Origin of the sequence: Novosphingobium rhizosphaerae (assembly GCF_050920675.1) — a bacterium.
Classification (GTDB): domain Bacteria; phylum Pseudomonadota; class Alphaproteobacteria; order Sphingomonadales; family Sphingomonadaceae; genus Novosphingobium; species Novosphingobium rhizosphaerae.
In genome coordinates, this window is record NZ_CP137861.1 from 185657 (window position 1) to 210845 (window position 25189).

General features: G+C 66.4%; 21 protein-coding genes and 1 tRNA gene. 8 read left to right on the top strand and 14 right to left on the bottom strand.

Annotated features, from left to right (window positions below; translation table 11 throughout):
• Nucleotides 1-8: 8 nt before the first annotated feature.
• From R9J51_RS00895 to R9J51_RS00915, 5 genes are all read right to left on the bottom strand, one after another.
• Complete coding sequence (locus R9J51_RS00895; RefSeq protein ID WP_432787758.1) at nucleotides 9-1445, bottom strand: sensor histidine kinase; 1437 nt, start codon at nucleotides 1443-1445, stop codon at nucleotides 9-11.
• Nucleotides 1445-2176, bottom strand: a complete 732-nt coding sequence (locus R9J51_RS00900; RefSeq protein WP_168556386.1) for a response regulator — start codon at nucleotides 2174-2176, stop codon at nucleotides 1445-1447. Before R9J51_RS00900 ends, R9J51_RS00895 begins: the two co-directional genes overlap by 1 nt.
• 18 nt (nucleotides 2177-2194) lie before the next feature.
• The gene (locus tag R9J51_RS00905) at nucleotides 2195-2923 is read right to left on the bottom strand and encodes an EF-hand domain-containing protein (protein ID WP_179505597.1); all 729 of its coding nucleotides are present in this window, start codon (nucleotides 2921-2923) and stop codon (nucleotides 2195-2197) included.
• Between the two features lie 457 nt (nucleotides 2924-3380).
• Nucleotides 3381-3758 carry a VOC family protein gene (locus R9J51_RS00910; protein WP_169476678.1) on the bottom strand — a complete coding sequence of 126 codons (378 nt, stop codon included), beginning with the start codon at nucleotides 3756-3758 and terminating at the stop codon, nucleotides 3381-3383.
• A gap of 64 nt (nucleotides 3759-3822) precedes the next feature.
• Nucleotides 3823-5637 carry an aminopeptidase P family protein gene (locus R9J51_RS00915; RefSeq protein ID WP_179506598.1) on the bottom strand — a complete coding sequence of 605 codons (1815 nt, stop codon included), beginning with the start codon at nucleotides 5635-5637 and terminating at the stop codon, nucleotides 3823-3825.
• 122 nt (nucleotides 5638-5759) lie between these two features.
• On the opposite strand from R9J51_RS00915, the gene R9J51_RS00920 reads away from it, so the two are divergent.
• Complete coding sequence (locus R9J51_RS00920) at nucleotides 5760-7829, top strand: S9 family peptidase (RefSeq protein WP_179505598.1); 2070 nt, start codon at nucleotides 5760-5762, stop codon at nucleotides 7827-7829.
• A 103-nt stretch (nucleotides 7830-7932) separates the two neighbouring features.
• Here the strand turns inward: R9J51_RS00920 and clpX are convergent, their stop codons facing one another.
• The 5 genes from clpX to R9J51_RS00945 all read right to left on the bottom strand — a co-directional run bounded on the left by clpX (nucleotide 7933) and on the right by R9J51_RS00945 (nucleotide 12991).
• Nucleotides 7933-9189, bottom strand: a complete 1257-nt coding sequence (clpX, locus tag R9J51_RS00925; RefSeq protein WP_168556382.1) for an ATP-dependent Clp protease ATP-binding subunit ClpX — start codon at nucleotides 9187-9189, stop codon at nucleotides 7933-7935.
• 148 nt (nucleotides 9190-9337) lie between these two features.
• Nucleotides 9338-10033 carry an ATP-dependent Clp endopeptidase proteolytic subunit ClpP gene (gene clpP / locus R9J51_RS00930; protein ID WP_168556381.1) on the bottom strand — a complete coding sequence of 232 codons (696 nt, stop codon included), beginning with the start codon at nucleotides 10031-10033 and terminating at the stop codon, nucleotides 9338-9340.
• A 126-nt stretch (nucleotides 10034-10159) separates the two neighbouring features.
• Entirely contained in the window at nucleotides 10160-11101 is a 942-nt protein-coding gene (locus tag R9J51_RS00935) for a hypothetical protein (protein WP_179505599.1), read from the bottom strand.
• A 163-nt stretch (nucleotides 11102-11264) separates the two neighbouring features.
• Nucleotides 11265-12830 (bottom strand): trigger factor, encoded by a 1566-nt coding sequence (gene tig / locus R9J51_RS00940; RefSeq protein ID WP_168556379.1) that lies wholly within the window; start codon nucleotides 12828-12830, stop codon nucleotides 11265-11267.
• Between the two features lie 76 nt (nucleotides 12831-12906).
• Nucleotides 12907-12991, bottom strand: a tRNA-Leu gene (locus tag R9J51_RS00945).
• Between the two features lie 145 nt (nucleotides 12992-13136).
• On the opposite strand from R9J51_RS00945, the gene R9J51_RS00950 reads away from it, so the two are divergent.
• Complete coding sequence (locus R9J51_RS00950; RefSeq protein ID WP_168556378.1) at nucleotides 13137-13304, top strand: hypothetical protein; 168 nt, start codon at nucleotides 13137-13139, stop codon at nucleotides 13302-13304.
• Here the strand turns inward: R9J51_RS00950 and sppA are convergent, their stop codons facing one another.
• On the bottom strand, nucleotides 13305-15191 hold the full coding sequence (sppA, locus tag R9J51_RS00955; RefSeq protein WP_179505600.1) for a signal peptide peptidase SppA: 1887 nt from the start codon (nucleotides 15189-15191) through the stop codon (nucleotides 13305-13307).
• An 84-nt stretch (nucleotides 15192-15275) separates the two neighbouring features.
• Here sppA and R9J51_RS00960 point away from each other — a divergent pair, with 84 nt between their 5' ends.
• Together R9J51_RS00960 and R9J51_RS00965 are read left to right on the top strand one after the other, a co-directional pair.
• Nucleotides 15276-16319, top strand: coding sequence for an aspartate carbamoyltransferase catalytic subunit (locus tag R9J51_RS00960; protein WP_179505601.1), 1044 nt, complete (start codon nucleotides 15276-15278; stop codon nucleotides 16317-16319).
• Entirely contained in the window at nucleotides 16316-17548 is a 1233-nt protein-coding gene (locus R9J51_RS00965) for an amidohydrolase family protein (protein ID WP_179505602.1), read from the top strand. Before R9J51_RS00960 ends, R9J51_RS00965 begins: the two co-directional genes overlap by 4 nt.
• A gap of 53 nt (nucleotides 17549-17601) precedes the next feature.
• On the opposite strand, the gene R9J51_RS00970 is transcribed toward R9J51_RS00965, so the two are convergent.
• From R9J51_RS00970 to R9J51_RS00980, 3 genes are all read right to left on the bottom strand, one after another.
• Nucleotides 17602-17856, bottom strand: coding sequence for a ribbon-helix-helix domain-containing protein (locus tag R9J51_RS00970; protein WP_179505603.1), 255 nt, complete (start codon nucleotides 17854-17856; stop codon nucleotides 17602-17604).
• Between the two features lie 42 nt (nucleotides 17857-17898).
• Nucleotides 17899-18621 (bottom strand): acetoacetyl-CoA reductase, encoded by a 723-nt coding sequence (gene phbB / locus R9J51_RS00975; RefSeq protein WP_168556374.1) that lies wholly within the window; start codon nucleotides 18619-18621, stop codon nucleotides 17899-17901.
• A gap of 289 nt (nucleotides 18622-18910) precedes the next feature.
• Nucleotides 18911-19705, bottom strand: coding sequence for a hypothetical protein (locus tag R9J51_RS00980; protein WP_179505604.1), 795 nt, complete (start codon nucleotides 19703-19705; stop codon nucleotides 18911-18913).
• Between the two features lie 633 nt (nucleotides 19706-20338).
• Here R9J51_RS00980 and R9J51_RS00985 point away from each other — a divergent pair.
• From R9J51_RS00985 to holA, 4 genes are all read left to right on the top strand, one after another.
• Nucleotides 20339-20797, top strand: a complete 459-nt coding sequence (locus R9J51_RS00985) for a DUF3576 domain-containing protein (RefSeq protein WP_432787974.1) — start codon at nucleotides 20339-20341, stop codon at nucleotides 20795-20797.
• A 76-nt stretch (nucleotides 20798-20873) separates the two neighbouring features.
• Nucleotides 20874-23414 (top strand): leucine--tRNA ligase, encoded by a 2541-nt coding sequence (gene leuS / locus R9J51_RS00990; protein WP_179505605.1) that lies wholly within the window; start codon nucleotides 20874-20876, stop codon nucleotides 23412-23414.
• Nucleotides 23415-23487: 73 nt separating this feature from the next.
• Nucleotides 23488-23964 (top strand): LPS assembly lipoprotein LptE, encoded by a 477-nt coding sequence (gene lptE, locus R9J51_RS00995; RefSeq protein ID WP_169476852.1) that lies wholly within the window; start codon nucleotides 23488-23490, stop codon nucleotides 23962-23964.
• A 9-nt stretch (nucleotides 23965-23973) separates the two neighbouring features.
• Complete coding sequence (gene holA, locus R9J51_RS01000; RefSeq protein ID WP_168556371.1) at nucleotides 23974-24996, top strand: DNA polymerase III subunit delta; 1023 nt, start codon at nucleotides 23974-23976, stop codon at nucleotides 24994-24996.
• The last annotated feature ends 193 nt before the right edge of the window (nucleotides 24997-25189 follow it).

Consider the following 25189-nt stretch of genomic DNA (forward strand, 5'->3'; position numbering starts at 1 on the left):
GCAAAGGCTCAGGCCGCCAGCGGCAGGCGCAGCGTCGCGGTAAGGCCGGTGATGCGGCCAGCCTCCCAGCGATTGGCAAGAACCAGCGAGCCGCCGTGCTGGTCGGCAATCGCACGCGCCAGGGTGAGGCCCAGGCCGGTGCCGCCGGTGGCCGTGTTGCGCGAGGCTTCCAGCCGGGTGAACGGCTCCATCATGCGCAGGATATCGCCTTCGGGAATACCAGGGCCATCATCCTCGATGCGCAGCACCGCCTCGGCCCCTTCGCGCGCCAGCGAGACGCGCGCGCGCTGGCCATAGCGCAGGGCGTTGGACACCAGGTTGCGCATCGCACGGCGCAACCAGGTGGCGCGCAGCGGCAAGACGATGCGCACGGTGTCTTCCAACGTCACGTCCTCGCCCATGTCCTCGTATTCGCCCATCACATCGGCGACGAGGGCGGAAAGCTCGGTGGTTTCAAGCGGGTCGGACGGGCGCCCGACGCGAGCGAGCGAGAGAATGTCGTCGAGCGAACGATTGATGTCCTCGATCGTGGCGGCCATGCGCGCCCGTTCGGTATCATCCTCCACCGCCTCGATCCGCACGCGCAGCGCGGCGAGCGGGGTCTTGAGATCGTGGCCGATCGCGCCCAGCATCACGTCCTTTTCATCGAGCAGGGCAATGATGCGCCCTTCCATGGCGTTGTGCGCCACGATCAGGCGGCGGATGTCATCCGGTCCCTCGGGTTCCAGCTGGCCATCGGCACTGCGTTCGCGGGCAAAGGCTTCTACCCGGCCGGTCAAGGCCTTCAGGGGACGGGCGATGCGCCGCAGGATCAGCGCGACCGCCCCTACCAGCACGAGATAGAGCAGCACCGTCTGCATCAGCAACGACAGGATCACCTGGCGTTCGTTGGCCGGGGCCAGGATGCGCGCGGTCAACCACGTGCCGTCGGGCCGCTGGATCGAGGCGATGATCAGGCGCGCATCGGGGTGATGGTCGCCATAGCTTTCCAGCCGCTTGCTGACATTGCCGAACCACGGCCCGACGATGGCATCGGTGCGGGGATCGCGCTCCACCACCAGCACCTGGCGATGGACAAGCCCCTGGGTGTCGAGCACGTCGTGCAGCGCACCGGCCACGTCGTCGCGCTGCCGGTCCCCAGCCTGTGCGGGAGACTGCGCATCCACCCGCACGCGCAGGGGGCGCGGCAGGCGCCAGATGTCATCGGGCGGTGGCGGACCATGCGGCCGGCCGTCCGGGCCATGGCTGTCGCGAGGGGGCTGGCCGATCAGGCGGAAAGCCGCCTCGTTGACCGTCAACTGCACGCGCCGCTCGTTCTGCTCGCGCCAGATCAGCCCGGCCGAAAGCCCCTGCGCCACCAGCAGCGCCAGGGCGATGGCCAGCAGCATCTGCCCTTGCAAGCTGCGTGGAGTGCGCGAAAGCGTCCAGGCCGGCAAACGCCTCATCAATCGCGGCCCGCCACCTTGCGCACTTCGGCCGCAAGCATGTAGCCACCGCCCCAGACCGTCTGGATCAGTTGCGGATTGCGGCTGTCTTCCTCGATCTTGCGACGCAGGCGGCTGATCTGGTTGTCCACCGCGCGATCGAACAAGTGCGCTTCGCGGCCCTGGACCATATCGAGCAGGCGATCGCGATCGAGCACCTGGCGCGGATGATCGAGAAAGGCCATGAGCAGGCGGAACTCGGCCGAGGAAATCGCCACGACCGCGCCCTCGCGGTCGGTCAGCCGGCGCTTGAGCGGATCGAGCGTCCAGCCTTCGAATTCATAGACCAGGGCTTCGGGCGCCTCGGTCGCCACGCGCGCGCTGCGCCGCAGGACCGACCGGATGCGCGCCACCAGTTCGCGCGGGTCGAACGGCTTGACCACGTAATCGTCGCCGCCAATTTCCAGGCCGACGATGCGATCGGTGGATTCGCCCTTGGCAGTGATGAAGATCACCGGCAGCGCGCGGCTTTCCGCCAGATGGCGGCACAGCGACAGGCCATCTTCGCCCGGCATCATGATGTCGAGCAGAACGAGGTCGAACGTATCGGCTGCGATGCGCGCGCGCGCTTCCACCGCATTGCCGGCCTGGGTCACGGCAAAGCCCTGGCGGACCAGATAGTCCGCCAGCACTTCGCGCAAGGCCGCTTCGTCATCGACCAGCAGGATGCTGGTTGCCGCTGCTTCACTCATGCCCGAATGGCCCGATGGTCAGTTGCCAGCCGGTGGCGGGGGCGGCGGCATGTCGTCGCCGTCACCCGGAGGGGGCGGCGGGCCATCCATGCGTTCGCCATCGCGGCCGCGCGGGCCGCCCTTGTGGGCCCCGTGCGGTCCGCCGTTGCGGCCGAACGCGGCGCGGATTTCATCGCGGGTAAGCTTGCCATCATGGTTGGTGTCGGCCTTGTCGAATTGAGACTTGACCGCCGCATCATACGCAGCGCGGGTGACGGCGCCATCCTTGTCGCGCAACGCATCGTGCAAAACCGGGCCCAACAAGCCCATTCCTGCGGGCCGCGGCGGCATGCCAGGGCGGCCATCGCGCGAGCCCGGCCCGTCGCTGCCGGGCGGCGGTGGGGGCGGCATGGCGCCATCGGGCCCCGCATGCGGGCCGTGGCCCGGCTTCATGGCGCGATGGTGGGCGAGGAATTCGTCGCGGCTGATCACGCCATCATGGTTGGCATCGATGGCATCGAACCGCTCGATCAGGCGCGCATCGCGATCTGCCTGGTCAATCTTGCCATCCTTGTTCACGTCCATCCGCTGCCACAGGGCGTCGGCCTGGGCCTTGGCATCAGCCCAGGTGATCGTGCCATCGCCATTGGGACCGCCGGCAAAGCGGGCCGGATCGGCAGCAGGGCCGGCCGGGGCGGCGGCGCAAAGCACACCGGCACCCGCCACGGCGACAACCGCCGCAGACAGACCGAGCACGAGTTTCTTCATTTCGGCAAGCTCCCGAAGAATTCAGGCCGTTCGCCATCGAGGGCGCGACGGCAGGCGTAAGGGGGGATGAGGAAGCTGCGGCGCCGCCTTGCCGAAAGAGGCTAGGGACTAAGGGGGGAGGGACACCCCTTCCGGCCGTGGGGACTGAGGTGGCGGGCACCGCAGCTTCCATGTCCCAATATATAGTCGGCGGATGTCGCGCGATTATGTCGGCGCAGGGGGTATTTTGTCGCCAATTGTCGCATGGTGTTGCTGGCGCCCCGGGCAGCGGAACGCCCCATCATTTTATATATAAATCAAATCTTTAAAATTATAAAAGCGGCGATATCCGGCCGGTGATGCGGGGTCGCCGGCTGCATTTCCCAGGCTTGGGTGCAATTCGGCTGAAACATGGCCGATACATTCGCGACAGGCCGGGATCGGCCCGGCCTGCGCCCGAACGCTTCGTATGCCCCGCTTATTCCGTGCCCATCACGAAGGCGTTGAGCTTGTTGCCATCGGGATCGCGGAAATAGGCGGCATAGAAACCGCCTTCGCCGCGTGGGCCGGGGGCGCCTTCGCACACGCCACCATTGGCCAAGGCCAAGGCATGCAACCGATCGACCTGCCCGGGGTCCTTGGCCTCGAACGCGACCATCACGCCATTGCCCACGGTGGCAGGCTGGCCGTCGAACGGCGTCATCAGCGCCACGCCGGCCGCGCCGCCCGCCGTCCCCCAGGCAATCGCCCCCGGCCATTCGTACATGCGCCCCGTGCCCAGTTCGGCCGACAGCGCATCATAGAACGGCGCGGCGCGCGCCAGGTCGTTGGTGCCCAGAGTCACATACCCGATCATCGTCGTTCTCCCTGCCGCGACTCGCGACAAAGAGAACGTATCATGAACGATGCGCCCATCAAACTCAGATCGCGGCGCAGGCTCCATCCAGCCATGCCAGGTCTGCCCCATCGAGCAGCGGCGCCAGCAAGGCGTGGGTGCGGGCGTGGTAATCGTTCCACCAGGCGCGTTCGGCCGGCGTCAACAGCGCCACATCGACCAGCGCCCGGTCGATCGGTACGAACGTCAGCGTTTCGAACCCGCAGAACGCGCCTTCGGCCCCGGCGATGTCGCGCGTTTCCACCAGCACGAGATTCTCGATGCGGATGCCGTACTCGCCGGCCTTGTAATAGCCCGGCTCGTTGGACAGGATCATGCCCGGCAGCAGCCCCTGCCCGGTGCCGGCCTGGGCGCCGGTGGCCTTGGCAATGCGCTGCGGCCCTTCGTGCACCGCCAGGAAGCTGCCCACGCCATGGCCGGTGCCATGGGCATAGTCGAGGCCGGCCGCCCACAGGAACTGGCGCGCAAAGCTGTCGAGCGCGCCGCCCGGCGTGCCCAGCGGAAACACCGCCTGGTCGATGGCGATATGGCCCTTGAGCACGCGGGTGAAGCGATCCTTCACTTCGGCCGGCGCCTCGCCCGGGCCGATCCACACCGTGCGGGTGATGTCGGTGGTGCCATCCAGGTATTGCCCACCCGAATCGACCAGATAGACGCTGCCGGGTGCGATGGCGCGGTTGGACTGCTCATCGACATGGTAATGCGGGATCGCCGCGTTCGGCCCGGCGCCGGAAATGGTGTCGAACGACAGGTCCTTGAGCAGGCCGGTCTTCTCGCGCTCGGCCATCAGGCGCGCGGCGGCGGAAAGCTCGGTTTCGGTGCCCTGGGGCGCGGCCTGCGACAGCCAGTGGAGAAAGCGGCTGACGGCGGCGCCATCGCGCGCCTGCGCAGCGCGGTGGCCGGCCTGCTCCACCGGGTTCTTGCACGCCTTGGGCAGCACGGTGGGATCGGTCAGCGTCAGCACGCGCGCGCCTGCCCCTTCCAGCGCGTGGAACACGGCCGCCACCGCGCGTTCGGGATCGACCGCCACGGTCTTGCCGGCCAATGCCTGGAGCGCGGGCACGAAGGCGGCGCGATCCTGCACGCGCACGGCATTTCCCAGGTGCGCGACCAGATCGGCATTGACCTTGTCCGGGTCTATGAACAGGTCGACCGTGCCATCGGCGTGGGCCACCACGAACGAGAGCGCCACCGGCGTGCGATCGACATCGGCGCCGCGCATGTTGAGCAGCCAGGCCACCCCATCGAGCGCGGTTACCACCGCCGCATCGGCGCCTTGGTCCGCCAGCCATTGTGCCAGGACAGCCCGCTTTTCCGCCACGCTTTGTCCGGCATATTGGTCGGCATGCGGCACTGCCAGGGCGGGCGAAGGCGCCGGCTGGTCTTCCCACACGGCGTCGATGGGATTGCTCTCCACCGCCACCAGCGTGGCGCCCTTGGCGGCCAGCGCCTTGGCCACGCCATCGGCCCAGGGCTTGGCATGCAGCCAGGCATCATAGCCGATCCTGGCGCCCGCGGGCGCATTCTGCCCCAGCCAAGCGGCTGGGCTGGTCTGCGGCACGGACTGGTATTCATAGAGCCGCCCATCGATCTGCTCGCGCACCTGGATGGTATAGCGCCCGTCGACGAAGATCGCGGCCCCAGGCCCGTTCACAGCGTCCTTGAGCACCACAGCCGTGCCGGCCGATCCGCCAAAGCCGGTCAGCCAGGCCAGCCGCTGCGCATAGCCACCGACATACTCGCTCATGTGCTCGTCGGAGATCGGGATGACAAAGCCATCCAGCCCCCGGCGCCCCAGTTCGGCGCGCAGCGCTTCCAGGCGGGCTTCGTGGGTTTGCATCAACATGGCAGAACGTCCTTGAGCGGTAATGGCGGGTAACTGGTTCACGTTGTAACCAACCGAGGCGGTAGACGCCAGAGGCGCGCCTTGCAGGCCGGGCACAGGCACCATAGATGGCGGTGATGAACACTGCCGCCAAGCCCCCCGTCGCCGCGAAAAAGCCCCAGAGCTTCACCCACCACGGCGTGACTGTCACCGACGATTACGCCTGGCTGCGCGATCCCGGCTATCCCGAGGTCAAGGACCCGGAAATCCTCGCCCACCTGGAAGCGGAAAACGCCTGGTTCCAGGCACATATGGCGCCGCGCCAGCCGCTGATCGACACGCTGTTTGCCGAAATGCGCGGGCGCATCAAGGAGGCCGACAAGTCCGTGCCGCAAAAGGACGGGGACTGGCTCTACTGGATCGAATACGAGGAAGGCGCCGAATACAAGAAGTGGTGGCGCCGCCCGGTCGATGCCGCCGCCGACGGCAGTGCGGACGAGCTGATTCTCGATGAAGTGGCGCTGGCGCAGGGCCACGACTATTTCCGCCTGGGGGCGATTTCGGTGTCGAACGACGGGCGCCTCCTCGCCTGGTCGGTGGACGACAACGGCTCGGAACGCTTTACCGCGCGGATCAAGGTGATCGCCAGCGGCGAAGTGCTGCCCGACGAAATCTCCGGCACCAATTCCGGCCTGATCTGGGTGAAGGGCGACACCGGCCTGGTCTACAGCTTGGCCAACGAGAACTGGCGGACGGACAACGTGCGGCTGCACTGGCTGGGCCAGCCGCTGGATGCCGACGTTGAACTCTATCACGAGGACGACGAAGGCTTCCGCGCCGGCGCGGCGCTTTCGGCCAACGAGAAATGGCTGCTGCTTTCCACCGGCGACCATGAAACCAGCGAAGTGCGCCTCGTTCCCGCCGACGATCCGCTCGCCGCACCGATCCTGGTGCGACCGCGCGAAAAGGGCGTGGAATACGATGTGGACGTGCGCGACGACACGCTGTTCATCCACGCCAACGACACCCACGAGAATTTCCGCCTCGCCACTGCGCCGCTCGCCGATCCCGCGCAGTGGACCACGCTGATTGCCGGCAGCGACGAATTCTACCTCACCGGCTTCGAGCTGTTCCGCGATTTCTATGTGGTCGAAGGCCGCGTGCGCGGGCTCGATCGCATCGAGGTACGCTATTACGACGATCCCGCGCGGATCGAGCCGATCGCCTTTCCCGAAGCGAGCTATGAAGCGAGCCTGGGCGACAATCCCGAATGGGCGACGCAGACTCTGCGGGTCGGCTACGAATCGATGGTCAGCCCTTCGTCGGTCTATGACTATGATGTGCCCACCCGCACGCTCACGCGGCTCAAGGTCCAGGAAATCCCCTCGGGCTACGACGCCAGCCTCTATGAAACCGCGCGGCTCGACATTCCGGCCCGCGATGGCACGCTGGTGCCGGTCTCGGTGGTGTGGCGCAAGGATCGCGCGGCCGGTGGCCCGCTCCATCTCTATGGCTATGGCGCCTATGGCATTGCCATCGGGCCGGGCTTTTCCACCACGCGGCTTTCGCTGCTCGATCGCGGCATGGCCTATGCCATTGCCCATATCCGCGGCGGGGACGATCTCGGGCGCGGCTGGTACAAGGCCGGCAAGCTGGAGGCACGCACCAACACGTTCAACGACTTCGTGGATGTGGCGCGCGGGCTGATCGGCCATGGTTTCACCACGGCGGGCAAGATTTCCGCTTCGGGCGGCTCGGCCGGGGGCGAGCTGATGGGCGCGGTGATCAACCAGGCACCCGAACTGTTCGGCGCCGTTGTGGCCGATGTGCCGTTCGTCGACGTGCTGGCCACCATGCTCGACGAGAGCCTGCCGTTGACGCCGGGCGAATGGCCCGAGTGGGGCAACCCGCTGGAAGATGAAGCCGCCTTCCACCTGATCCGCTCCTATTCACCCTATGACCAGGTCAAGGCCCAGGCCTACCCGCCGCTGATGGTCACCGCCGGCCTGAACGATCCGCGCGTAACCTATTGGGAGCCGGCCAAGTGGGTGGCGCGCCTGCGCGAATTCAAGACCGACACCAATCCGTTGATCTTCAAGACCAACATGGGCGCAGGGCACGGCGGCAAGTCAGGCCGCTTTGAAAGCCTCAAGGAAGCGGCCGAGGAATTCGCGTTCCTGCTGACCGAGCTGGGCATCGACGGCTGAGCGGCAGAAGGGGGCAAAGCCCCCTTCCCCATCGCGCGCCGGCCCAAACAAAAACCCCCGCTGTCGCCAGCGGAGGTTTTTCATGTCGTCGGGTTGGAAAGCCTCAGGCGGCTTGTTCCTTGCCCTTGTGGACCTGAACCGGTTCCTTGCGGCCATCGACCACGTCCTTGTCCACCACCACTTCGGTCACGCCGTCGAGCGTGGGGAGATCGAACATCGTGTCGAGCAGCAGGCCTTCGACGATCGAGCGCAGGCCACGCGCGCCGGTCTTGCGTTCGATGGCCTTCTTGGCGATCGCTTCCAGCGCGTCGTCGGTGAAGGTCAGCGTGACGTCTTCCAGCTCGAACAGCTTGGCATATTGCTTGACCAGCGCGTTCTTGGGTTCGCGCAGGATCTGCACCAGGGCCGGCACGTCAAGATCGTTGAGCGTGGCGATCACCGGCAGACGGCCGATGAATTCGGGGATCAGGCCGAACTTCTGGAGATCTTCCGGCTCTGCCTTCTGGAGCAGTTCGCCCACGCGGCGCTTGTCAGGATCGGCCACATGCGCGCCGAACCCGATCGAACGCTTCTGCAGGCGATCGGCGATGATCTTTTCCAGGCCGGCAAAGGCGCCGCCGCAGATGAACAGGATGTTGGTCGTGTCCACCTGCAGGAATTCCTGCTGCGGGTGCTTGCGCCCGCCCTGCGGCGGAACCGAGGCAGTGGTGCCTTCCATCAGCTTGAGCAGCGCCTGCTGCACGCCTTCGCCCGAAACGTCGCGCGTGATCGACGGGTTCTCGGCCTTGCGGCTGATCTTGTCGATTTCGTCGATGTAGACGATGCCATGCTGCGCCTTTTCGACGTTGTAGTCGCTGGCCTGGAGCAGCTTGAGGATGATGTTCTCCACGTCCTCGCCCACGTAACCGGCTTCGGTCAGCGTGGTGGCGTCGGCCATGGTGAAGGGCACGTCGAACGTCTTGGCGAGCGTCTGCGCCAGCAGCGTCTTGCCCGAGCCGGTGGGGCCGACAAGCAGGATGTTGGACTTCGACAGTTCGATGTCGCCGCCCTTGCCGCTGTGCTTGAGGCGCTTGTAGTGATTGTGCACCGCCACCGAGAGCACGCGCTTGGCACGGTCCTGGCCGATCACATAATCGTTGAGCGTCTCGAAGATGTCGCGCGGGGCAGGCACCCCGCCGTCCTTCTTGCCGGCGATGCCCTGCTTGGTCTCTTCCCGGATGATGTCGTTGCACAGCTCGACACACTCATCGCAGATGAAGACCGTGGGCCCCGCAATGAGCTTGCGCACCTCATGCTGCGATTTGCCGCAGAAGCTGCAGTAGAGCGTGCTTTTAGAGTCCGATCCGGAAAGCTTTGTCATTCTTCAATCCCAGGCGCCCCTCCACGAGGGGCGGGCCCGGCCATCCTACTACCGCAAGGGTATTAATCAACCGGACACGAAACGAGGTGATGATTCCTGCCACGCGGCTCCTTTCGCAAGGCTTAAGGAGCCGGGACAGAAGGCAAAATCAGGCCGAAGGTGCGCCCCCGCTGCCGCTTTCGAAGCCAACCTGTTCAGATTGGGGACGCGATTCGAACACCTTGTCGACCAGGCCGAAGGCCAGGGCTTCGTCGGCTTCGAGGAAGGTATCGCGGTCCATCGCCTTTTCGACCTCTTCCAGGCTCTTGCCCGTGTACTTCACGTAGAGGTCGTTCATGCGCTTCTTGATGCGCAGGATTTCGCGGGCCTGGATCTCGATATCCGAAGCCATGCCCTGCGCCCCGCCCGAAGGCTGGTGGATCATGATGCGCGCGTGAGGCAGCGCGATACGCATGCCCGGCTCACCAGCGGCGAGCAGGAAGCTGCCCATCGAGCAGGCCTGGCCGATGCACACGGTCGACACGCGCGGGCGGATGTACTGCATGGTGTCGTGGATCGCCATGCCGGCCGTCACCACGCCACCAGGCGAGTTGATGTACATCGAAATGTCCTTCGAGGGGTTTTCCGACTCGAGGAACAGGAGCTGGGCCACGATCAGCGACGCCATGTGGTCTTCGACCTGGCCGGTCACGAAGACGATGCGTTCGCGCAGCAGGCGGCTGAAAATGTCGAAGCTGCGTTCGCCACGGCTGGTCTGCTCGACGACGACCGGGACGAGCGCGCCGGTCACCGGATCAGCGTGGAACTTTCCTTGGGCAGAGCGGCTGCCGAACACGTCGAGCATGGGAATCCTCATCTGGTTACGATGGCCTATGTCGCGTGCCAGCAAAGGATGTTCAAGGGCATTAACCGCGAATGCGCGGGAATGCGTGGATAGTGGAGCAGTTTCTCGCCGCTTTTGGCCGCTGCTTCAGGCCTTCACCCGCTCGCGCAGCGCTTCCAGCGCGGCCAGTTGCGCTTCCATCGCGCGCAACCGGGCCTCGGCGCGGGCAACCCGTTCGCGCAGTTCGCGGCTGCGCTTGCGGCCGGGCAGCAGGCTGGCGAGCAGGCGCCCGGCATCGCCGAGGCTGGCCGCCAGCGCATCGAGCAGCCCCTGGCGCGGCATGGCCGGGGCGCGATGCCGCGGCAACGGACTGCGATCATCGGGCCCCACCCATTGCACGCTGGGCGGCGGCGCGGCGGGCGCAGATGCCGCAGCCATCCCGCTTGCCGGCACCGTTGCCCTTTGCCGCGCCACCGCCGGCGAGGTGCGCTGGCGGCCCGGAGGCGGGGCAGATTCGGCTGCGGCGGGGGCGGCCGCGCGCGCGGCGGCAACGGCCCGGCGGGCCAGTTCCGCCTCGATCATCGCGCGGCGTTGCGCCTTGCGGGCGGTGCGGGTGCCGGGGCGCGGCGGCAGATCGCGGTGCGGGGTCTTGCGCTGGGGGGCCTGGCGGCGGGGATCGCGGCCTGGCGCCTCGCGATCGGGTTGGCCTTGCGGATTGGTTGCCGGCACGCGCGGCATGATGAACGGCGCGCGCAAGGGTGGCGTCGCCGGCAAAGGCGCGGGGATCATGCCTGCCGGCCACGCCGCAGTGGTGATGATGGCGCCCCGATGGGGCGGCAGGATCAGATCGGCGGGAAATGCCGGCGCGGCCGGCTGCCCCAGCAGGAACGGCGGCTTGGCCCCTCCCTTGCTCGCTGGCTTGACATGGGCCTGCACCGTTGCGGTGACCAGCGCCTTGCCCCCGGCATGGCCACCCGCCTTTTCAGCGGCGGCGGCCCGCGGCGCGGGCTTGCCGGCGGATGGAACCGGCGGCTTGGCCGGCGTGGCATTTCCTGGGCGAGCGCCCTTGCGATTGCGCACCGTATGCATCGGCAGGTCCCCCCTTCCGGGTTCCGTTCCTGCCGATTCTCTCATGCCGAGAATCAACGCGCCAATCCGTATGATAGCTAAGGAATAACGCGTAAACGACGAGGGGCGCCACCGTTGCCGGCAGCGCCCCACATTGTCTCGATCAGGCCCTATGGGCGCTGGATCAGGCCTCTTCGCCTTCGGCAGGCGCCTTCTTGGCGGCCTTCTTCTTGGCGGGCTTGGCTTCGCCTTCGGCCACTTCAGCTTCTGCTTCGCCTTCGGCAGCAGCCTTCTTCTTGGCCGGGGCCTTCTTGGCGGGCTTGGCTTCTTCGGTTTCGCCAGCGGTTTCGGCTTCGGCGTCGGCCTTCTTGGCGGCCTTCTTCTTGGCCGGCTTGGCTTCGGCCGGAGCAGCGGTCACGCCTTCCTCGGCTTCGATCGCGGCCTGGAGTTCGTCGCGGGTCACTTCGCGCTCGGTCACTTCGGCCTTGTCGAACAGGAAGTCGACAACCTTGTCTTCATAGAGCGGCGCGCGCAGCTGGGCCGCGGCGAGCGGCTCGGAGCGGACGTAGTCCACAAAGCGCTGACGGTCCTGTTCGCGGTACTGCTGGGCCGCCTGGCGGATCAGCATTTCCATTTCCTGGGCGGTCACCACCACGCCGTTGGCCTGGCCGATTTCCGACAGGAGCAGGCCAAGGCGCACGCGGCGCTCGGCGATCTTGCGGTAATCGTCCTTTTCGGCTTCGATTTCCTTGAGCGCTTCCTCGGGGTTTTCCTCGTTCTGCGCTTCCTGGGTCAGCTGCTGCCAGATCTGCTCGAATTCGGCGTCCACCATCGAGGGCGGCACGGCGAAGTCATGGCCGGCGGCCAGCTGGTCGAGCAGGGCGCGCTTCATCTGGGTGCGGGTGAGGCCGGCGGTTTCCTGTTCGAGCTGGCCCTTGAGCAGGCCGCGCAGCTGTTCCAGGCTTTCCAGGCCGAGCGCCTTGGCGAATTCGTCGTCAGCCACGAACTCGCCCGGGTTCTTCACCGCCTTGACCTTGATGTCGAAGGTGGTTTCCTTGCCCGCCAGGTTGGCGGCCGGATAATCTTCCGGGAACGTCACGGTGATGACCTTTTCGTCACCAGCCTTGGCGCCGACGAGCTGTTCTTCGAAACCGGGGATGAAGCGGCCGGCGCCGATTTCCAGCGCCTGGTCTTCCGCCGCGCCGCCTTCGAACGGTTCGCCGTCAAGCTTGCCGAGGAAGTCGATGATCAGCTGGTCGCCGTCCTTGGCTTCCGCCCCTTCTTCGGCGTCCGAAAACTTCTTCTGGCCAGCAGCGATGCGGTTCACCGCTTCGTCCACCTGGTCTTCGGTCACGGGCACGACCAGCTTGTCGAGCTTGAGGCCATCGAGCGCGGGCGCTTCGACCTTGGGCAGCACTTCCAGGCTGACGGTCAGTTCGGCGTCCTTGCCTTCTTCATAGCCTTCGCCCAGGGCCACGTCGGGCTGCATCGCAGGGCGCAGCTGGTGGTCGGCCACCAGCTTGTCCATGGCTTCGCGAATCGTGGTCTGCAGCGCTTCCTGGTGCAGGGCCGGGCCGTGCATCTTCTTGACCAGGTTGGCGGGCACCTTGCCGGGACGGAAGCCGGGCATGCGCACCTGCGGGGCGATCTTCTTGATTTCACCTTCCACGCGCGCGGCGATGTCTGCCGCCGGGATGGTCACGGCATAGGCGCGCTTCAGGCCCTCGTTGCTGGTTTCGACGATCTGCATCCTGATCCAACTTTCTTGACTGACGCCGCGACAAGGCGCCTGAAAAATCCGTGCACAGCCGGCGGGGGATGATCCCTGGTGCGGGCGAAGGGACTCGAACCCCCACATCTTGCGATACTGGAACCTAAATCCAGCGCGTCTACCAGTTCCGCCACGCCCGCATCCGGCAAAAAGCGAGCGGTGCCCCTATCCCAGCGCGCTCAAAAGCACAAGCCCGGCGCGAAAACGGAGGGAACAAGCCCCCTCGCGCAGCGGTTGATAGGAAAAGCCCGCCCGCCACGGGCCGGCCGCAAGGAGCCTGACGTCATGGCCAGCACGCCCCCGCCCGATCGTATCGACCCGCAATCGCCGCCCGATGTTCCCCCCGCGATCACGCCCGACGAAACGCCGCTCGAAGAACCGCAGGAAACCCCGCCGGTCAGCCCCGACCGGATCGACCCCGTCACCCCCGACGAGGTCCCGGCACCGGATTGATCAGAACAGCTTGCCGACCACGCCCAACCACGAAGCCTGGGCGACGAGGCCCTGGGCCGGGCGCGCCGCGACCGGTCCGAGGCTGCCACATTCCAGGCAATAGACCTGCGCCCCGACAGCACTGTTGAGGCGTGCCAGATCCGACAGGACCCGCCAGCCCAGCGCCTGCTGGCGCAACGCCAGCATCCCCGTCACATCCCCGGCTGCGCGCGATTCGGTGCTGCTGTCGTCATTCATCAGGTCGGCCAGCAATCCCTGCCAGCTTCCCGGGTTGGCCCCGAGGAATTCGGCGTGCCAGCTATCTGCCTTGGCGGCCTTTGCCGCCCAGGCCACGGCATCTTCGAGTTCGCCGAACTGGTCGACCAGGCCAAGCTGGCGCGCGGTGCCGCCATCCCACACCCGCCCTTGCGCGATCTTGTCGATATCCTGCGGGCTCTTGTGCCGGGCATCGGCGACCAGGCGCAGGAAGCGGGCGTAATAGCTTTCAACCGAGGCCTGCGAGAGCGCTTCGAATTCGGGGCTGAGGCCGCCGACGATATCGGGCTGGCCCGAAAGCGGCGTGGTTCGCACGCCGTCGGCCGTCACGCCATAATTGGCGAGGGTGTCTTCAAAGCTCGGGATCACGGCAAAGACCCCGATCGAACCCGTGATCGTGGCCGGCTCGGCAAAGACACGCTGCGCCGGGGTAGAGACCCAATAGCCGCCGCTTGCGGCAAGATTGGCCATCGAAACCGCCACCGGCAGGCCCTTGGCGCGGGCGCGCGCGATCGCGGCGCGAATGCGCTCGGCCGCCGTAACCGATCCACCCGGTGAATCGACCCGCACCACCAGCGCGGCATAATTGCCACTGGTCACCGCTTGGTCGATCAGATCGGCAATGCGCGTGCCGCCTGCCGTGCCCGGCCCCGCCTCGCCGTCGACGATCGTGCCAGCCACGGTGACGACGGCAATCGCCTTGCCGGTCTTGGGCGCGGGCTTGTCGGCCAGGTATTGCGCCAGGGTGGTGCCCTTGTAGCCGCCGTCGCCGGCGGACAGGTCGTGTCCGACCAGATCGCCCACGCGCTTGCCGAAGGCCACCTTGTCGCCCACCTTGTCGACCAGGCCCGCCTTGACCGCGGCCTGGGCCATGTCGCCACCGCTTTGCGCCAGCCACTGCGCCGGATTGCGGGTGACCAGGTCGATATCGGCGCGGGGCCGCGCCTTCTTCACGTCGGCCTTCCATGCGTTCCACAGCGCGCCATAGATCGCCGTCAGGTTTTCCTTCGCCTCGGGCGAAGCATCGCTGCGGGCATAGGGTTCGACTGCGGACTTGTAGGTGCCAACCTTGAAGATATGCGCCTTGATCTTCAGCTTATCCATCAAGGCCTTGTAATAGAGCTGCGATCCGCCCGGCCCGGTCACCACCGCGCCGCCGATCGGATCCACCCAGGCTTCGCTGGAATGGGCGGCCAGTTGCACGGCATCGTCGGTATAGAGCAGCGCGCGAACCAGCACCGGCTTGTGCGCGGCACGCACCTTGTCCATCGCCGCGCCGATGCGGCTGATGTGCACCTGGCGGCCGCCGGTAAACGCCTCCAGATCGAGCACCACGGCCTTGATGCGCGTATCGTCGGCCGCAGCCTCGATTGCGCGGGCCACGTCGCGGGCCTGGAATTCCTTTTCGGGCGCTTCTCCCGACAGCAGGATCTGCGCCGGCTGCAAGCTGCTGCGTTCTTCCACCACGCTGCCATTGAGCGTGATCGTCAAGGCGCCGTCATGCACCTGGCCTGGCACGGGCCGGATGGTGAGCGCAGCATAGAGCACCCAGAAGAACAGCAGGAGGAACAGGAGGACGAGGCCATCCTTGATCGCGACGAGGACTTTCCAGACCGAGCGGGCAAATTTCATGGGGGATATCTAACCACCTGCTTATCGCTGCGCCAGTCGAAAGGCTTGCCCGTTGGCCCGCGCAAGTCTAGGGCGTGGTCTTCGATGCATCCATCGAGCCAATCCCCCTCGTCAGCCAGCCCAGCACGCAGCTATCCTGCGGGCGGCCTTGCCTTTCCTCACCGCGACCTGACCGGAATCGGCCAGCTTGCCCGGCACGAGATTCTCTATCTGCTGGACGAGGCAGAGCAGTGGGTGGAACTCAATCGCCAGCCGCAAAAGCGCGCCGACCTGCTTTCGGGCCTGACCATCATCAATGCCTTTTTCGAGAACAGCACGCGCACGCTGCTGTCGTTCGAAATCGCCGGCAAGCGGCTGGGCGCCGACGTGGTCAACATGCATGCCGCCACCTCCAGCGTGAAGAAGGGCGAAACGCTGATCGACACGGCGATGACGCTCAACGCCATGCGGGCCGATGCCATCGTCATCCGCCATGCCAGTTCAGGCGCGGTGCGGCTGATTGCCGAAAAGGTCGATTGCCCGGTGCTCAATGCCGGGGACGGGCAGCACGAACACCCGACCCAGGCCCTGCTTGATGCCTTGACCATCCGCCATGCCCTGGGCCTGCCCAAGGGCAGCGATCTCAATGGCCTGCGCGTGACGATCTGCGGCGACATCCTGCACAGCCGCGTGGCGCGCTCCAACATCCTGTCGCTGACCGCGCTGGGCTGCGAAGTCGGCGTCTGCGCCCCGCCCGCGCTGATGCCGGCGGAAATCGAAGTGATGGGCGTCAAGGTCTTCCACGATTTCGATGCCGCGCTCAAAGGCGCGCAAGTGGTGATGATGCTGCGCCTGCAGATGGAGCGCATGCAGGGCCAGTTCATCCCGTCCCCGCGCGAATATCGCCATCTCTATGGCCTCTCGCTCGATCGCCTGGCCAAGGCCGATCCTGCTGCGCTGGTCATGCATCCCGGCCCGATGAACCGAGGCATCGAAATCGACAGCCAGGTGGCCGACCATGTCGAACGCAGCCTGATCACCCGGCAGGTGGAAAGCGGCGTTGCCATTCGCATGGCCTGCCTGGAAGTGCTCACCCGCCGTGCCCGCCAGCTTCCCGGCTGGGACCACCTTGGCGGAGAAAACGCATGACGCCCCAACCCCTTGTCATCACCAATGGTCGCCTGGTCCTGCCTTCGGGCGAGCCGGTTGAGACCGATCTGCGCTGCCAGGGCGGCCGCATCGTGGCGATTGGCGCGCAAGCCGCGCCGCAGGACGGCGATGCGGTGTTCGACGCACGCGGCGCGCTGGTTGCGCCCGGCCTGGTGGATCTTGGCGTGTTTGCCATCGACAAGCCGGCTTTCCACTTCGGCGGGATCACCCGCGCCGCGCTGATGCCCGACCAGGGCCCGCCGCTGGATCATCCCGCCCGCGTCCGTTTTGCTGCGCAATCGGGCAAGCCCGATTTCTGGGTGCACCCCCTGGCGGCGGCCACCCGCGCGCTGGAAGGCACCGAACTGGCTGAACTGGCCCTGATGCGCGATGCCGGCGCCCGCGCGGTCAGCACCGGGCGACGCTGGATTGCCGATTCGGGCGTCATGCTGCGCCTGCTCTCCTATTGCGCGATGCTCGACCTTGTCGTCGTCAGCCATGCCGAGGACGCGGGCATCACGGGCCAGGCCGTGGCCACGGCTGGCGAAGTGGCGACGCGGCTGGGCCTGCCCTCTGCCCCGGCCGAGGCGGAAAGCCTCGCCGTGGCACGCGACATTGCCCTTGCTGAAATGACGGGCGCGCGCCTGCACATCCGCCAGGTTACCACGGCCAAGGCGCTCGACCTGGTGCGCGCGGCCAAGCTGCGCGGCGTGCCGGTAACGGCCGGCGTCACCCCGGCGCACTTCATGCTGTCGGACCTCGAACTGGTCGATTTCCGCACGTTCTGCCGCTTTTCACCGCCCTTGCGCGCAGATGCCGATCGCAAGGCGGCGATCGCCGCGATCGCCGATGGCACGATCGACGTGATCGCCTCGGGCCACGATCCGCGCGGCCCGGAAGACAAGCGCCTGCCCTTTGCCGATGCCGAACCGGGCATGGCCGGCGCCGAGACGCTGCTTGCCCTGACCCTGACCCTGGTGCGCGACGAGGTGATCGACCTGGCCCGCGCCTTTGCCCTGCTCGCAGCCAATCCGGCGGCCCTGCTGGGCGTCAACGCCGGCCGCCTGGCCGTGGGGGCAGAGGCGGATATCGCGGTCATCCATCCCACCCGGCCATGGATCGTCAATTCCGACAAGATGGCCGCCAGCGCCGGCAACACTCCGTTCGACCGTCGCCCGGTGGAAGGGCGCGTGCTCGCCCTGTGGAAAGGCGGCGCGCGGATCGATTGATTGCGCCCGCCATCGGGCTGCGCGTCGCGCCGGCTCGTGGTCTGGCGGGTTGATCAGTCCTGCACGTCAGACGGATCGGGCAAGGCCCGGCTGGCCAGCCAGAGGCGCACGGCGCTGGCTAGGCCCGGTGGCGTGGGGCTGGCGATGCGTTCGGCATCGATGCGGGCCACCAGCGCGTTGAGCGGCAGCCCTTCGGCTTTGGCCGCCGCGCGCAGCCAGTCCCAGAACAGCGGTTCGAGGCTGATCGACGTCTTGTGCCCGGCGATTTCGACCGAGCGCTTGACCGGGGGATGATAGGGACTGGTCATCTCGGGTATAAAGGGCGGCAACCGCGCCGCCCTTCATGCCGCTTAGTACATGTGCTGCCCGCCGTTGATCGACATGGTCGATCCGGTGACGAAGCCGCCCTCTTCGGACGTGAGGAACGCCACGCCGCGCGCGATTTCGCTCGCCTGGCCCAGGCGCCCGGTAGGAATGCGCGCCACGATCTTTTCCAGCACCGCCGGCGGCACGGCCGCCACCATGTCGGTGTCGATATAGCCCGGCGCGATGGCGTTGACCGTCACGCCGTACTTTGCGCCTTCCTGGGCGAGGGCCTTGGTAAAGCCGTGGATGCCCGATTTGGCCGCCGCATAGTTGACCTGGCCATATTGCCCGGCCTGGCCGTTGATCGATCCGATGTTGACGATGCGGCCCCAGCCGCGCTCGCGCATACCGGGGAACGTGGCCTTGGCCATGTTGAAGCAACCGCCCAGGTTGATGCGCATGACTTCGTTCCAGTCGTCAAAGCTCATCTTGTGCAGCACGCCGTCACGGGTGATGCCAGCATTGTTGACCACGATGTCGACCGCGCCGACTTCGGCGGCCACGCGCGCGCAGCCCTCCTGGGTCGCTTCGAAATCGCCCACGTCCCAGCGGTAGGCCTTGATTCCGGTTCGCTCCGTAAAGGCCTTGGCCTTTTCCTCGTTGCCCGCATAGTTCGCAACGACGGTGCGCCCCTGCTCTTGCAAGGCAAGGCAGATCGCCTCGCCGATACCCCGCGTCCCGCCCGTTACGATGGCCACTCGCGTCATTCCTGGTACTCCCGTACTCACCAGCTTGGAGAGCGCTAGGCTAGGGTGATGACATGCCCGCGACAAGTCGCGGCAGCACCAAACCGATAAATTTCTTCGACGGATATTGATAAACTTTGCCCGTGCATTGCCCATGCGTTGCCAACCGCCGGCGCAGCATGCGCGCGGGCAGGACGAGGCTGTTTTCCTGCATCAAGACAGAGCCACCAAGGGCCTGCCGGGGCCCGCATCGTGCAACAAAAAGGCCCGCCGAAGCGAGCCTGTTGTTCCACCGAAATGGAGTGGAAAATCAGAAGCGGAACTGGGTTCCGAGATAGACCGCCTGGCTGTCCTGGCGCCCATCGGTGAGCGGACGAAGACGATCGCGATCCGACGAATAGCGGATGCCGGCGGTAACATCGAGATTGCGCGTCAGGCGGTAGCTGCCGCCGAAGTCCACCTGGTAGTCGCCCTGGCTTTCCAGCGTGCGCGGCGCACGGCCCGCGCGCTCCTTCTCGTCCAGCGCAATGCGCGGGGCAATGCGGCTGGTGGAAGCCGAAGCCGCGCTCGCGGAAGGCGAAGCAGCAGCAAAGTGGCTGAGATCGGGCATGTCGATCCGCTGCATGTCGCGGTCGAAACCATTGGACGGGCCAAGGCCGCTGGTGACGGCAAAGCTTTGATAGCCGCGCGCCATGCCCAGGTTGAAGGCATTGGGCACGATGCGCAGCGGCGTGCCGTTGCCGGCCGCGCCACCGATGTTGCCCAGAACGCCGCGCACCGAAATGGCCTGCGCCACGTCGGTATTCACCCGAACCGCTACAGTGATGGCACGGTCGGAACGCGAATCGGAACCGGCCGGGGTGAAGCGGAACAGATGGCTGTTGCTCAGCCCGCGAACAGTGATCGCCGCGGCCAGCTTGGGATCGGCCGAAGCCGGCGTGAACGAACCGATGCCACCGCGCGCCGCCAGGCTCACCTGGGCCAGCGGCTTGAACGAGCCGGTGACCGCGCTACTCACGGTGGGGGCGATGAACAGACCGGCGGCAACGCACGTGGCGGCCAGCAGCGGAGCCTGCAAGGCGCGCGGCAGCGCGGAACGGCGCATGCCGTGCGCGTTCGCTGTTTTGCTGCCCCTGCCGCTCATGTCCTGCCTGCTTCCTGTCGTTATTCGTTGCGAATCACGGTACTTGATCATGCGATCCGTCTTGCGGCCAAAGGGCACGAACATGACATCGGCATGACAACTTCTCCCATCTACTCTCTCACCACGGCGATTTCCAGATTCGAAACGTCCGAACTCGCAAGGATTTCCAATGCTGTGGCCAAGTGGTTACACAAATCGCCACCCTGGCCGCAAACCGCCCGGAAAGCGTGCTTCCCGGGCGCCGTCGCGAAGGGTTTTCCCCGCCCGGTGCGTTCATCGGCCGTTCACCGCTGCAACGGCTTGACCAAGGCCCGCCTTTTGCCTTGTTGCCCGGGCGCATGCTCGCATTGCCACAACAATGCAGATGGCTTGGCAACGCGGCTTGCCGGGCGACGGGCCAGGGTGATAGAGGCGTGCCCATCCAGCCGTGCAGCCGCACGGATTTTTCATTGCTGCGGGGATGACCGCCGCTGCGCCAGACAGGACAGGATTGACGTGACGATCAGCGCCATCGCCCGCCACAACACCACCGCCGCCCAGCCTGCCAAGCAGGCCCCTGCAAAAGCGCGCAGGGATCGATCGGCGGCTGGCCGGCTGATCGGCCGCGCGCTTGCCGCGGGCGTACTGGCCCTGGCGGTTGCCGGCTGCGCCGGCCACGGCGAAAAGAAGCTGTCCAAGCTTTCCAAGCTCCACCCCGACATGGCATCGAGCAAGGTGACCACCATCGGCGTGAACGCCTATCTGTGGCGCGCCAGCCTCGATGCGCTGTCGTTCATGCCCCTGCTGCAGACCGACAGCAACGGCGGCGTGATCGTGACCGACTGGTATGCCAACCCGCGCAATCCGGGCGAGCGGATCAAGGTGACGGTCTCGATCCTCGACCAGGACTTGCGCGCCGACGCCCTGCGCGTGGCGGCCAGCCGCCAGGTGTCGCAGAACGGCAACTGGGTGGATGCCCCGGTCCAGGCGGCCACCGTACAGAAGCTGGAAGACGTGATCCTGACCAAGGCGCGCGACTTGCGCCGCCAGGCCCTCCCCGCCGGCATCAACTGATCGTCTGCGAAAAAGCGGCACGCCTGGAAGCGGCACGCGCTTGCGATAAGGCGTGCCGCTACCTAAAGAGCCGCGCATGACCTCTGCCACGCCTTCTGAACCGACCCGTTTCGATCCCGCATCCGCCGATCTGCGCTGGCAGCAGGCCTGGGACGAGGCGCAATCGTTCCGCGCCGACGATTCGAGCCCCAAGCCCCGCAGCTACGTGCTCGAGATGTTCCCCTATCCTTCGGGGCGCATTCACATCGGCCACGTGCGCAACTACACCATGGGTGACGTGCTGGCGCGCTACAAGCGCATGACCGGCCACGAAGTGCTGCATCCGATGGGCTGGGACGCCTTCGGCATGCCGGCGGAAAATGCCGCCATGGAAAAGGGCGTGCATCCCGGCGGCTGGACGCGCGAGAACATCGCCAACATGAAGGCGCAGTTGAAGCGCCTGGGCTTCGCACTCGACTGGAGCCGCGAGATCGCCACGTGCGAGCCCGAATACTATGGCCACGAACAGGCCCTGTTCCTCGATCTCTATGCCGCGGGCCTGGTCTATCGCAAGGAATCGGCGGTCAACTGGGATCCGGTCGATCACACCGTGCTGGCCAACGAACAGGTGATCGACGGGCGCGGCTGGCGCTCGGGCGCGCTGGTCGAAAAGCGCAAGCTGAACCAGTGGTTCCTCAAGATCACCGACTTTGCCGACGAGCTGCTCGACGGGCTGTCCAGCCTCGACAAGTGGCCGGAGAAGGTGCGGCTGATGCAGGAAAACTGGATCGGCAAGAGCCAGGGCCTGCAATTCGCGTTCGATCTGTCGAACGGCGAAAAGCTGGAGGTCTATACCACCCGCCCCGATACGATCTTTGGCGCCAGCTTCGTGGCCGTGGCCGCCGATCATCCGATCGCGCAGGGCGTGGCTGTGGGCAACCCGGTCGCGCAGGATTTCATCGCGCTGTGCAAGCAGGGCGGCACGACCGCGGCCGAGCTGGAAACCGCCGAGAAGCTGGGCTTCGACACCGGCATCACCGCGCGCCATCCGTTCACCGGCGCGGCGCTGCCTGTGTACATCGCCAATTTCGTGCTGATGGACTATGGCACCGGCGCGATCATGGCCGTGCCCGGCCACGACCAGCGCGACTTCGATTTCGCCACCAAGTATGGCCTGCCGATCCTGCGCGTGGTCGCGTCCGACGCGGCCGATGCCGACAAGCCGTTCGGCACCGAGGCGGAAGCCGGCGATGGCGTGCTGGTCAATTCGCAGTTCCTCGATGGCATGGCCGTGACGGAGGCCAAGCAGGCGGTGATCGATCGCGCGCAAGGCCAAGGTTGGGGCCAGGGCCAAACAGTGTGGCGCCTGCGCGACTGGGGCGTGAGCCGCCAGCGCTATTGGGGCACGCCGATCCCCTTCGTGCACTGCGAAGTGTGCGGCGTGGTGCCGGTGCCCAAGAAGCAGCTGCCCGTCACCCTGCCCAAGGATGTCGACTTCTCGGTGCCGGGCAATCCGCTGGATCGCCATCCCACCTGGAAGCACGTGCCCTGCCCGCAATGCGGCCATGCCGCGCGGCGCGAGACCGACACGCTCGACACTTTCGTCGACAGCTCGTGGTATTTCCTGCGCTTTGCCAGCCAGCCGGCCGACCGGCCGTTCGATCCCGAGGTGATCAAGCAGTGGCTGCCGGTAGAGCAGTACATCGGCGGGATCGAGCATGCGATCCTGCATTTGCTCTATGCCCGGTTCTGGACGCGCGCCCTGGCCCGCATCGGCAAGATCGACGTGGCTGAGCCGTTCGCCAGCCTGTTTACGCAAGGCATGGTCACGCACGAAACCTACAGCCGTGTCGATCCGGCCAATGGCCAGCCGATCTGGTATGCGCCAAGCGATGTCGATCGCGGCGGCGATGGCGCCACGCTTAAGGCCGATGGCCAACCGGTGGAAATCGGCCGCGTGATCAAGATGTCCAAGTCCAAGAAGAACGTGGTGGACCCGGACGACATCGTCGCACGCTATGGCGCCGACGCAATCCGCTGGTTCATGCTGTCCGACAGCCCGCCCGAGCGCGACCTGCCTTGGTCGGAAGCCGGCATCGAAGGCTGCGCGCGCTTTGTCCAGCGGCTGTGGCGCCTGTTCGCCCAGGTCGATGCCGCCGCCACCGGTGAGGACAAGGCGCTCGACCGCAAGGTGCACCAGACCGTGCACGCCGTGGGCCAGGATATCGCCGCGCTGGGCTTCAACAAGGCCGTGGCGCGCATCTATGAACTGACCGGTGCCACCGAAAAGGCCGCGCCTTCGGCGAGCCGCACCCAGGCCATCCGCACCTTGCTTCTACTGGTGGCGCCGATGATGCCGCACCTGGCCGAAGAGGCTTATGCCGCGCAGGGCGCTGGCCTCGTCGCCGATGCCGCCTGGCCGAGCGTCGATCCCGCGCTGCTGGTGGACGACGAAGTGACCGTGGCGGTGCAGGTCAAGGGCAAGCTGCGCGATACGCTCACCGTGGCCAAGGGAACCCCGCGCGAGACCCTCGAAGCCCTTGCGCTGGCTTCGGACAAAGTGCAGCGTGCACTGGACGGGGCAGCTGTGAAGAAGGTGATCGTGGTGCCCGATCGTTTGGTGAACCTTGTTGTCTAAATTGCCCAAATCCGGCCTGTTCGTGGCACTTGCCGCCCCTTCCCTGTTGCTGGCCGGCTGCGGGTTGCAGCCGATGTATGCCGGCGGTGGGTCGGGCGCGGTGGCGCGTTCGGTCGCCAGCGTCGATGTGGCGCCGATCGCCGGCAAGTCGGGCTGGCTGGTGCGCCACGCCCTGTCCGATCGGCTGGGCAGTGGCACGCAGCCACACTACCGGCTCGACGTGCGGTTGGATGAAAAGCTCCAGGGCCTGGGCCAGCTCTCAGACGACACCATCACCCGCGAACGCCGCACCATGCGCGCGCGCTATCAGCTGGTCGATCTTTCCTCCGGCGCAGTGATGCTCGATGCCACCGCCACCGCCGACGCGGGGATGGACGTGGTATCCAGCGAATATGCCGTGATCGCGGCCGAGCAGACGGCGCAGGAAAACCTTTCGCGCGAGATCGCCGACCAGATCGTGACGCGCGTGGCCACCCGCCTGCGCGAATCGACGCAAGGCACGGCGCCCGTGGCAGTGCCGGCGGCCCCCGCTCCTGCTGCCGGGCAATAAGCGCAACTTGTGAAGGCCACGCAGAAAACCTTTGCCGGCATGGCCGCAAGGGCCGCGCAGGACTGTCGTATCTTCTATTTCTGCGGCCCCGATGAAGCCGGCGCGGCCGATGCCGCCGCGCGCATTGCCGCGCTTTTGGGCGAAGCGGAACGCGTGGAACTTTCGGGCGCCGAACTGCGCCGCGATCCCGTCCGCCTGGCCGACGAGGCGCGCTCGGTCTCCCTGTTCGGCGACAAGCGGCAGATCCACGTGCGCACCGCAGGCGACGAGGCATTCGACGCGGTGGAAACGCTGTTGGCCAGCCCGGTGGATGGCTGGCCGGTGCTGATCGTGGCATCGTCGGCCACCGACAAGTCTCGCCTCGCCAAGCTGCTGGGCGATCGGGCCGATGCGCTGGTGGGCATGTTCCACCCGCCCGACCTGCGCTCCGTGGTCGATGCCGTGCGCGACATGGCCGGCGCCGCCGGCCTGCGCATCACCGGTGACCTGGCCGAACGCATTGCCAGGGCGACCGCGCTCGACACGCGAATGGCACGCAGCGAAGTCGAAAAGCTTGCACTCTATCTCGATGCCAGCCAGCAATCGCCGCGCACGGTCGATGCCGCTGCGCTCGATGCCATTGGCGCCTCGACCGAGGATGATGGCATGATGCCGGTGGTCAACGCCGTGCTTTCCGGCGATTCCCGCCGAGTCGGGGCCGAGTTGGCACGCGCGCGCGAAATGGGGATTAACCCGGTCGGTTTGCTGCTGGCATTCGAACGGCGTGTCGCACAATTGGCACAGCTCACCGGACGCATGGGAAGCCGTAGTGATATCAATAGCTTCCTTGAGCAGGAAATGTCTGCTCGGCGCGTCTTCTTTCGGGACAAGCCCGATCTGGCAAATCAGCTCAAACGTTGGCGTGGCCGCCGCCTGGAGCGCCTGCTGGAGCGTCTGATATCGTTGCATCGCAGCCTCTTGGCAGACAGCCGCAATGCCGACCTGGCGCTGTGGCAAGCGCTTGCCGAATTTGCACGTGCCGCTTCACGCTAGATTCGGCGGATTTGCCGCGCGTGGATCGCCCTGCGAAAACATGCTAAGCAGAGATACTTGCCATTACTGCGCAAGCATGTAGATATTGCAGCGCAACAAAGACCTGTTTTGGCGCTTCGGCAGCCGCAGGTCCATCGGGCGGGGCGTGATTCGTCCCTTTTGCGCACCGGTGAACGCGGCCGCTGGCATCGCA